8 protein-coding genes are annotated in these 9,940 nt (G+C 66.7%); 6 read left to right on the top strand and 2 right to left on the bottom strand.

Annotation, left to right across the window (positions count from 1 at the left end; all coding sequences use genetic code 11):
• Positions 1-26 precede the first annotated feature (26 nt).
• The 3 genes from ACIG5A_RS26560 to ACIG5A_RS26550 all read left to right on the top strand — a co-directional run bounded on the left by ACIG5A_RS26560 (position 27) and on the right by ACIG5A_RS26550 (position 3,353).
• Positions 27-449, top strand: coding sequence for an Rrf2 family transcriptional regulator (locus tag ACIG5A_RS26560; protein WP_397244644.1), 423 nt, complete (start codon positions 27-29; stop codon positions 447-449).
• Positions 450-523: 74 nt separating this feature from the next.
• Positions 524-1,708 (top strand): MFS transporter, encoded by a 1,185-nt coding sequence (locus ACIG5A_RS26555; RefSeq protein ID WP_397244642.1) that lies wholly within the window; start codon positions 524-526, stop codon positions 1,706-1,708.
• Positions 1,709-2,195: 487 nt separating this feature from the next.
• Entirely contained in the window at positions 2,196-3,353 is a 1,158-nt protein-coding gene (locus tag ACIG5A_RS26550; protein WP_397244640.1) for a cytochrome P450, read from the top strand.
• 442 nt (positions 3,354-3,795) lie between these two features.
• On the opposite strand, the gene ACIG5A_RS26545 is transcribed toward ACIG5A_RS26550, so the two are convergent.
• Together ACIG5A_RS26545 and ACIG5A_RS26540 are read right to left on the bottom strand one after the other, a co-directional pair.
• On the bottom strand, positions 3,796-4,254 hold the full coding sequence (locus ACIG5A_RS26545; protein ID WP_397244638.1) for a hypothetical protein: 459 nt from the start codon (positions 4,252-4,254) through the stop codon (positions 3,796-3,798).
• A gap of 76 nt (positions 4,255-4,330) precedes the next feature.
• Positions 4,331-5,551, bottom strand: a complete 1,221-nt coding sequence (locus ACIG5A_RS26540) for a PucR family transcriptional regulator (RefSeq protein WP_397245908.1) — start codon at positions 5,549-5,551, stop codon at positions 4,331-4,333.
• Positions 5,552-5,713: 162 nt separating this feature from the next.
• On the opposite strand from ACIG5A_RS26540, the gene pruA reads away from it, so the two are divergent.
• From pruA to ACIG5A_RS26525, 3 genes are all read left to right on the top strand, one after another.
• Entirely contained in the window at positions 5,714-7,351 is a 1,638-nt protein-coding gene (pruA, locus tag ACIG5A_RS26535; RefSeq protein WP_397244636.1) for an L-glutamate gamma-semialdehyde dehydrogenase, read from the top strand.
• Complete coding sequence (locus ACIG5A_RS26530) at positions 7,351-8,307, top strand: proline dehydrogenase family protein (protein WP_397244634.1); 957 nt, start codon at positions 7,351-7,353, stop codon at positions 8,305-8,307. Before pruA ends, ACIG5A_RS26530 begins: the two co-directional genes overlap by 1 nt.
• 155 nt (positions 8,308-8,462) lie before the next feature.
• Positions 8,463-9,902 (top strand): amino acid permease, encoded by a 1,440-nt coding sequence (locus ACIG5A_RS26525; RefSeq protein WP_397244632.1) that lies wholly within the window; start codon positions 8,463-8,465, stop codon positions 9,900-9,902.
• Positions 9,903-9,940 lie beyond the last annotated feature (38 nt).

The following is a 9,940-nucleotide window of genomic DNA, read 5'->3' as shown; positions in this document are numbered from 1 at the left end:
TTAGTTGCGACAAAGGAGGAGGCGCGATGAACAGCAGGCTCACGGTCGCCATTCATGTGCTGACCTGGATGGCACTGGTCGAACCGAAGCGGCAGGACGTGATCACCTCCGACGAGCTGGCCAACAGCGTGAACACCAACCCGGTGGTGATCCGCCGCATCCTCGGACAGCTCAGGGATGCCGGACTGGTCAGCGCTCAGCGCGGCCGCGGCGCCGGATTCACCCTCGCCAGAACGCCCGACGCGATCAGCCTCCTCGATGTCTACCGCGCGATCGAACCCGATGCGCTGTTCTCACTGCACCCGGCCACACCCAACCAGGCATGCCCGGTGGGTCGCGGCATTCAGCCGGTACTGCGCGGCGCCTATCAGCGCGCCGAAGAGGTGATGAAGGAGGAGCTGGCCACCGTATCCATCGCGGATGTCTTGCGGGACACCGTCACTGCCTAATCGACAACCGGTCGTCACGACCGGTTTTTCTCTGTGATTTGTTGTAACTGTATCAGTTACAACTAGGAGGTTTGATGTATCGCTCGTTGCTCGTGCTCGCCCTCGGCATGTTCGCGGTCGGCACGGACAGTTTCGTGATCGCCGGGATCCTGCCCGACCTGGCCGGATCACTCGATGTCAGCACCGCCGCGGCGGGCCAGCTGATCACCGCGTACGCGCTCACCTATGCCGCGCTCTCCCCCGTGATGGCCGCGGCGTGCGCGCGCTGGCCGCGCAAACGACTGCTGATCACCGGATTGGCGGTCTTCACCCTCGGCAATGTGATCACCGCCTTCGTCCCGGTGTACGGGCTCGTGCTCGCCGGGCGCGTCCTCGCCGGACTCGGCGCCGCCATGATCACCCCGACCGCCGTCTCCACCGGATCGATGCTCGCCGCGCCGGAGCAGCGCGGGCGCGCCATCGCGACGGTGATGACCGGCCTCAGCGCGGCGACCGCGCTCGGTTCACCGCTCGGCATCGCATTGAGCAGCGTCACCGGCCAATGGCGCGCCACCATGGTCTTTCTCATCGTGATCGGGGTACTCGCCGCCGTCGGCATCGCCGCACTGCTGCCGCCGGTGCCCACCCCGCCGCCCGTCGGCCTGCGCGAACGCCTCACCCCGATCGCCGACACCAGGGTCTGGCTGACGTTGGCCACCACCGTGCTCGTCTACACCGGTCTGTACACCGTGTACTCCTACATCAGCGTCAGCTTCGATCGGGCCACCGGCGGCAGCGGCGCCACACTCGCACTGCTGCTGCTGATCTGGGGCGTCGCCGCGACCCTCGGCACGCTGAGCTCCGGCGCGCTGGTCGACCGGATCGGCGGCCGCCTGATGATCAACACCGTCATCGCGATCGGCGCGCTCGACTTCCTCCTGTTGCCCTGGAGCAGTAAACATCTCGTCACCGCGATCATCGCCCTCGCGATCTGGGGCTACTGCGGCTGGGGCGCGCTCGCCCCGCAAACCCACCGCCTCATCGGCATTCGCCCCGCGGCCGCACCACTACTCAGCGGCCTCGCCTCGTCCTCGGTCTACATCGGCGTCTCGATCGCCGCCGCCGTCGGCGCCCTCGGCGTCACCCTCGTCGGCCCCTACCACCTAGGCCCCTTCGGCGCGATCTTCATCGGATCAGGCCTCGTCACAGCCGAACTCGCCCACCGCACCATCCGCCACCACACCCCCCGCCCCACCCCCGTACCCGTACCCATCGCATAGGCCACCCACCGAACGGCGGCGCGACATCCCGAGGACATGGCGAGCGCAGTCAAATGGCCCTTCGACACGCCGTAACCAGGGGCCATATGACTGCGCTCGACGGTTGAGCGTGAACGGAGGGTGACGACCTCGGGCGCTAGTTCCCCGAAAAGGCTCGGCGGCAAGGGGTTACCCCTGGCAGTGCTGGGCGCGTTGGGTGCCGTCCCCGGCTTGGAAGTCGAGTCAGGTGCATGTGCTGGGCTTCCAGCCCGGTCATCTGGCTGTGGTCCCGTTCTCGAGATCACGAAGTCTGCCGAGCGTAGTCAGTTTGCGGTGCGACCACCCAATCGTGCCGCAATTTGACTACGCGCGATGGTCGGCTGCGAACGGGGCTTGACCGTCTTGGGGGTAACTCCTTGAAAGGCTCGGCGAAATGGTGGGCGGCTGTGGGGAATTCAGGCCTGCCACCAGGGCGGGGTGTGGGCAGGGCAGGGCAGAATGCGGTGGTGTGACGGTTGAGGTGTTCGATGAGCGGTTCGCGGCGGAGCCGTGGGCGGTGCTGGCGCGACTGCGGGGTGACGGTGGGGTGCATCGGGTTCGGACGCCGGACGGGACGCCCGCTTGGCTGGTGACCCGGTTCGGGGATGTGCGGGCCGGGCTGCTCGACGAGCGGTTGTCCACGCGGAGCGTTTATGCCGGAGGGACGGATTACAACGGGTTCGCGTTGCCGTCACCGTTCGATATGTTCCTAGACGGCAAGCCGGATGATCATGCATGGATGCGACGAGCGATCACGACGGAGTTCTCGCCGCGCAGGCTGGCGGAGTGGTCGCGGACGGCGCCGCGGATCATCGAACCTCTGCTGGGTGATCTCGGGGAGCGCGTGGACCTGGTCGAGGAGTTCGCGATCCCGCTGCCGACGGCCGTACTGACCGAGCTGCTCGGCCTGGCCGAGCCCGAGCGCGAAGCGCTTCTGGGGTGGGCGAATTCGACGCTCCGCGCTTCGGCCACGCCCCCGCGCGCCCGCGATACGCTCGCCACGATGTTCGGGATCAACCAGGCGACGATCGAACGCGCCCGCAGCGCGCCCGATTCAGTGGTCGGCCGACTCGTGACCGGCATCGACGCGAACACCACCGATCACGCCGCCGCGGCCATCTTCTACCTGCTGTTCGTCTGGTACGAGGTGCTGGTCGACCTGATAGCGGGATCGGTTCTCGCGCTGACTGTTCGGCGTGAACAGCTCGAAGCCTTCCGCGATATGCCGGACAAGCAGGCCGGTGTCGACGAACTGCTGCGCTACCTTTCGCCGCAGGTGCTCGCCAGCACCCGCTTCGCCCGCACCGACCTACAGATCGGCGAAAACACCATCCACGCAGGCGACACCGTCCTGCTCTGCCTTGCCGCCGCGAACCACGACCCCGAAATCTTCGACCGCCCAGACGAACTCGATCTGCATCGCACCCGTAACCCCCACCTCGGGCTCGGCCACGGTGAGCACGCCTGCCTCGGCAACGTTCTGGTGCGCACCATCACCGCCGCCGTACTCGACGAATTGTTCACCCGCTGGCCCGATCTCGACCTCACCGTCGACCCCGCAACCATCGCCTGGCGCTCCGGTTTCCGCCATCGCGGGCCACAGTTTTTGCCCGTCACTCTCGGCTGAAGACAAAGAACCGCCCCGGGCGATGAGGGGAGCCCGGGGCGGTTCGAAGAGGTATCCGGCTGAAATCAGCCGCCGAAAGAACCCGTGAAGAGGGTGTTGAGAATTCCGGAAGTCGCTGCGCTGCCAGTGTTCAGCAGACCGCTCAGCGCTGCACTACCGGTGTTGAGGATAAGGGGAATCATGAAACAACCTCTCTGTTCGTGTGTTTCGATTGCCGGTGGGCGGGTTCTCCGCTTGCCGACACCAGACACACTGCCGGGAGATCCTGGCCAGCCGCTGATAGCCACCTGATAACGACATAAGATCAAGTAGTGGCAAATACCATGTAACGCCGGGTAGGCTATAACAGCTGGTCGTTAGCTCGAATTCTATTACTGAGCACAACTGAGTCGCATCATTCAACCCAACCATCCTGCCGCACAGCAAATTCCCTGTCGGCGGATCACACTTCGGCCCAACTCATATGCCGCTCACCGGATTTCCCACGGGCGATATCGGCCGCCAGATGAGACCGCCGCAAGCCGTGTGTGAACAGGTAGCGCAGATCGGCCTTGTTGTCGTACATCAGCTGCACGAAGAAATAGTTCACATACTCGAGCGCCGCGAAGAGCCCGAACCCGAGTCCGGGCCAACTCCCCCGCCCCGGCGCCACCGCCACCTCGACGACCACGAACACCAGACCCGCCACCAACACCACCGCGGTGACGACCCGGGCCCCGATGAAGCCGCGCAGATAGGGCAGCCCGGCCGCGGGCGCGGCGAGCTGGCGCAACTTCGCCCACCAATACCCCGCTCCCACCACCAGCAGCAGCGCGAACAATCCGAACCCGACGGCATTCGCCTCGCTCACCGGAAACCCGACCACCCCGAACCACAGAAACGGTTGCAGCGCAATATTCACCAGTTCGCCTACGGCCAATGACCGCATCCGACGCTCGACCCTTGATCGTCCCGAATTGCTCACCCGCCCCAGTCTGTCAGGTCGCGATGCCCCGCCGGTGCAGTGCCAATTGCAGCTCGAGCAGCAGTCGGTCGCCGGGATCGGCGAGATCTATGCCGGTGATGTCCTCCACCCGCCTTATCCGATAGCGCAACGTATTCGGGTGCACCTGCAATGCGATCGCCGCGTCGCGCACATCACCGTGTTCGCGCAGGTAGGTTTCGACGCTCTCGCACAGGTTGGCGGAATGCTTGCGGTCGTAGTCGTACAGCGCGTCCAATCGCGGATCGCGCAGTTCGGCCCTGGTGCCGACCAGATCGAGAATCTCCCCGAGCAGCACGGCCGTGCGCGCCTCGGCGAGTGTGGTCACGCTGCGCTCCGGATAGCCGGCCGCGGTGCTGTCGAGCACCCGGTCGACCTCCGCTCGCGCGGCCGCGACCGCACCGAGGTCGGCAACCGGATGCGCGATCGCCGCCCGCAGACCCAGCGCGCGCTTGGCTTCGACCTGCTCGACCAGATGCCTGGTCCACGCGGTCACCGCGCGCGGCGACTGATAGCGCGGAAACAGCACGTAGATGCGCTCGCCGAGGACGGCGGCCACCGAATCGTGGCGGAACGAGCTGGCGCGTAGTCGGAGCATGCTGCCGAGCCCGGTGTGATCGGTCGTCGCCGCGGCGCTGCCGGTCACCGCGAAACCGACCACCGCGGCGGGCCCTGCCATCGGCAGGTTCAGCAGATTCGCCGCGCTCGCGCCGTCGATATCGCCCTCGAACAGCCTGCGCAGCAACTGCCCCTCGGCCGACGGCGCCTCGAGGCTGCGCGCGATGATCCGCGCCGCGATCGCCGACGCACCGCGCAGCACGTCCGCCGCATCGGGTTTGAACGGACGATCACCCTGCTGCAGCCAGATCGATCCGAGCACGCGCGGCGCGGTGGCACCGCCCACCGCCTGCCGGATGCTGACCACCAGCCTGCGCTTGATGCTCAGTTCCTCGTGCGCGGGCACATCGATGACCTCGTCGCTGCGCCGCAGCCGGTCGAACACGCCCCATTCGCGCAGCACCCTCAGGTATTCGCGCGGCCCTTCGCGGCCGAGGATGGACATGATGCGCAGCTGGTCGGCGGCCTGATCCGAGGCGGAGTACGCGAGCACGTGTGACTGCGGATCCTCGATGGACACCATGCCGCCCGCATTCTGCGCGACGGTCTGCGCGAGCCCGAACAGGTCGGTATCGGTACCGAGCAACTCACTATCCATCGCCACGATCACGCCTTCCTCAGATCTCACGCCAGTGCGCCCCCTTCAGCCAACTCGACAAACGCACTCATCCCATCTTTGTCCGTCTGGCTCATCCTCCGGGGAGTTTTGCGGTGTTGAAATCGCACTTGTCTGAATCGCGATATCCAGCAGGAGGATCCAATGGACGCCATCGTGTCCACACCCCGGCCGGTCAACGAGCCGGTGGGGGCGTTCGCCCCTGGCAGCGCCGAGCGCGCCAGGTTGCAGGACAAACTCGCCGAACTCGGGCAGGCGCCCACCGAGGTGCAGCACGTCATCGGCGGTAAACACCGCCGCGGCGCGGGCCAGGCGATCGATATCGTGCAGCCGCACCGCCATGCCGCCGTGCTCGGCACCTACACCGTGGCCGAGGCCGACGACGTGCGCCAGGCGATCGATGCGGCCGCCGCGGCGGCGCCGGGCTGGCGGGCGCTCTCGTTCGAGGATCGGGCCGCGGTGTTCCTGCGCGCCGCGGATCTGCTGGCGGGGCCGTGGCGCGAGACCATCGCCGCCGCGACCATGCTCGGCCAGTCGAAGACCGCGTACCAGGCCGAGATCGACGCACCGTGCGAACTCATCGACTTCTGGCGATTCAACGTGCATTTCGGCCGCCAGATCCTGGCCGATCAGCCTATCTCCAGCCCCGGTGTCTGGAACAAGGTCGAGTACCGGCCGCTCGAGGGCTTCGTCTACGCGATCACCCCGTTCAACTTCACCGCCATCGCGGGCAATCTGCCGACCGCGCCCGCGCTGATGGGCAACACCGTGCTGTGGAAGCCGTCGCCGACGCAGGCGGTCGCCGCGTACTGGACGATGAAGCTGCTCGAGGCCGCGGGGCTGCCGCCCGGTGTGATCAACCTGGTGCACGGCGCGGGCCCCGAGGTCTCCGAGGTCGCGCTGGCTGATCGCAGGCTGGCCGGTATCCACTTCACCGGATCCACCGCGACGTTCCAGCACCTGTGGCGCTCGGTCGCGAACAATATCGACGGCTACGACACCTATCCGCGGCTGGTCGGTGAGACCGGCGGCAAGGATTTCGTGCTGGCGCACAGCTCGGCTGATCCCGCCGTGCTCACCACCGCGCTGATCCGCGGCGCCTTCGACTACCAGGGTCAGAAGTGCTCGGCGGCCTCGCGCGCGTTCGTCCCGAAGTCGGTGTGGACCAAGATGTCCGGCGACTTCATCGATAAGGTGTCGGCGCTGCAGTACGGCGACGTCACCGATTTCACCAACTACGGCGGCGCGGTCATCGATCAGCGCGCCTTCGACCGCAACGCCGATGCCATCGCCCGTGCCAAGGCGACCTCGGGCTTGACCATCGCCGCGGGCGGTTCCGTCGACGACAGCGTCGGCTACTTCATCGATCCGACCGTGCTGGTCGGCGAGGATCCCACCGACGAGGCGTTCCGCACCGAATACTTCGGCCCGATCCTGGCGGTGCACGTCTACGACGACAACGCCTCCGGCGCGTTCGAGGACGCGATGGCGCTGGTCGATCGCGGCTCGAAATACGGCTTGACCGGCTCGATCATCGCCGAGGACCGGCGCGCGGTCGCCGCGGCCACCGACGGACTGCGCTTCAGCGCGGGCAACTTCTACATCAACGACAAGCCGACCGGCGCCGTGGTCGGCCAGCAGCCGTTCGGCGGGTCGCGCGCCTCGGGCACCAACGACAAGGCAGGCTCGCCACAGAACCTGCTGCGCTGGACCTCCGCCCGCACCATCAAGGAAACCTTCGTTCCGCCGACCGATCACCGCTACCCGCACCAGGAGCTCTGATGGCCAACCCGTTGCGTCCTGCCATGCTCGCCGCGTCCCGGTCACCGCGCATGGCGCGCACCATCACCGGCATGTCGACGACCAAGAAGCTGGTCGACCGGTTCGTCGCGGGCGAGACCGAGGAGCAGGCGGTCGGCTCCGCCGATGTGCTGCTCGGTTCCGGCCGCTACATCACCATCGACTACCTCGGCGAGGACATCACCGATATCGAGCAAGCCCGCGATACCGTCGCGCACTACCAGCGGCTGCTGTCGGCGCTCACCGCGCTGCCGGTCGACGACACCGAAAACGTCCGGCCACTGGAGGTTTCGCTCAAGCTCTCGGCGCTGGGCCAATCGCTGCCGCGCGACGGCCACGCCATCGCGCTGGAGCACGCGCACGCGATCTGCGATGCCGCCGCGGCGGCGGGCGCATGGGTGACCGTCGACGCCGAAGACCACACCACCACCGATTCGACCCTGTCGATCGTGCGTGAGCTGCGGGCGGACTACCCCTGGCTCGGCACGGTGCTGCAGGCGTATCTGAAGCGGACCGAAGGCGATTGCCGCGATCTGTCCGGCCCGAATTCGCGAATCCGGTTGTGCAAGGGCGCCTATCGCGAACCCGCGTCCGTCGCGCACCAGGGCAGGGCCGCGGTCGACGAGTCCTATCTGCGCTGCCTGCGGATCCTGATGAACGGCCAGGGCTACCCGATGGTCGCCACGCACGATCCGGCGCTCATCGACGCCGCCCGCCGACTGGTCGAGGTGACCACCCGCAAGAGCGACGAGTTCGAATTCCAGATGCTCTACGGCATCCGCGATACCGAGCAGCGCAAGCTCGTCACCGACGGACATCATCTGCGCGTCTATTTGCCCTACGGGCAGCAGTGGTACGGCTACTTCATGCGCAGGCTGGCCGAACGGCCCGCCAACCTGGCGTTCTTCCTGCGCGCACTGGTGCCGGGCAACCGTTGAGCACACCCGCTTGTCCAATCGGACAAGCGGGCATGAACGTTATTTATCCAATTCGCCGATCACAGCGTCGCTGTGGTCGTATTAGCTGACCACAGCTCAAGTGTGACCTGCGTTACTGCAATGCCGCCGTAATGCAGACGAGGAAAGGAAGTGTCATGTCCCTCGCCGAGTTGCGCGGCCAAATGCTGCGCCGCAAGCCGATTGGGGAGATAGAGGAGGACACTCCCGCCGACGAGCGGCTGGCCAAATCGCTCGGGCTGTGGCAGCTCACCGCGATCGGCGTCGGCGGCATCATCGGCGCGGGCGTGTTCACCCTCGCGGGTCTGGTGGCCCACCAGACCACCGGCCCCGCGGTGCTGCTTTCCTTCCTCGTCGCCGGTATCGCCAGCGCGGCCGCCGCGCTGTGCTACGCCGAGTTCGCGGGCATGATCCCCAAGGCGGGTTCGGCCTACACCTACGGCTATGTCTCGCTCGGCGAATTCGTCGGCTGGTTCATCGGCTGGGATCTGCTGCTGGAGTACATCGCGGTCGCGGCCGTGGTGGCGATCGGCGTCTCGAGCTACTTCAACTTCCTGCTGGAGGCGGTCGGCATTCATCTGCCCGACTGGATGCTCGGTGCGGCGGGCACCGGTAACGGCCACGTGGTGAACGTGTTCGCCGCGCTGTTCTGCCTCGGCGCGGCCTTCGTGCTCTCGCGCGGCATCCGCAGCGTCGGCCGGTTCGAGACGGTCGCGGTCGGCATCAAGGTGGCACTGGTCGTGCTGATCATCGTGCTCGGCGTGTTCCAGATCGACAGCTCGAACTACACCCCGTACTTCCCGTACGGCACCGGCGCGGTGATGACCGGTGCGGCCACGGTGTTCTTCGCCGTGTTCGGTTACGACGCGATGAGCACCGCCGCCGAGGAGTCGGTGGACGGCAAGAAGCATCTGCCCAAGGCGATCATCTACTCGCTCGGCATCGCGATGGTGCTGTACGTGCTGGCCACCCTGGTGCTGACCGGCATGCAGAAGTACACCGAGATCGATCCGGGCAGCGGCTTCTCCAGCGCGTTCAAGGCGGTCGGCATGCCGGGCATCGCGAACGTCATCGCGGTCGGCGCCATCGTCGGCATCATCACCGTGGTGCTCACCTTCATGCTCGGCGTGACCCGCGTCTGGTACTCGATGAGCCGCGACGGGCTGCTGCCGGAATGGTTCGCCAAGACGCACCCGACCCGCAAGGTGCCCACCCGGGTGACCTGGATCGTCGGCATCGCGTCCGCGATCCTGGCCGGTCTGCTGCCGATCGCCACCGTCGCCGAGCTGACCAATATCGGCATCCTCAGCGCCTTCGTCGTGGTGTGCGTCGCGGTGATCGTGTTCCGTTACACCCGGCCCGAGGTGCCGCGCACCTTCAAACTGCCGCTGATGCCGGTGATTCCGATCATCGGCGTGATCTTCTCCATCTGGCTGACCCTGTCGCTGCAGTGGCAGACCTGGGTGCGCTTCCTGGCCTGGCTGATCATCGGCCTGATCATCTACATCGGCTACTCGCGGGTGCACTCCAAGCTGAACCAGCCCGGTGCGGCGGTCGCCGACGCCCCGGCACGGTAGGTAACGCGAAGACGGGACTGTCGGGCGACAGTCCCGTC

Origin of the sequence: Nocardia sp. NPDC052566 (assembly GCF_044547285.1) — a bacterium.
Lineage (GTDB): Bacteria > Actinomycetota > Actinomycetes > Mycobacteriales > Mycobacteriaceae > Nocardia.
The sequence above is the reverse complement of the archived record's forward strand: the minus strand, read 5'-3'. Positions and strand labels throughout refer to the sequence as shown.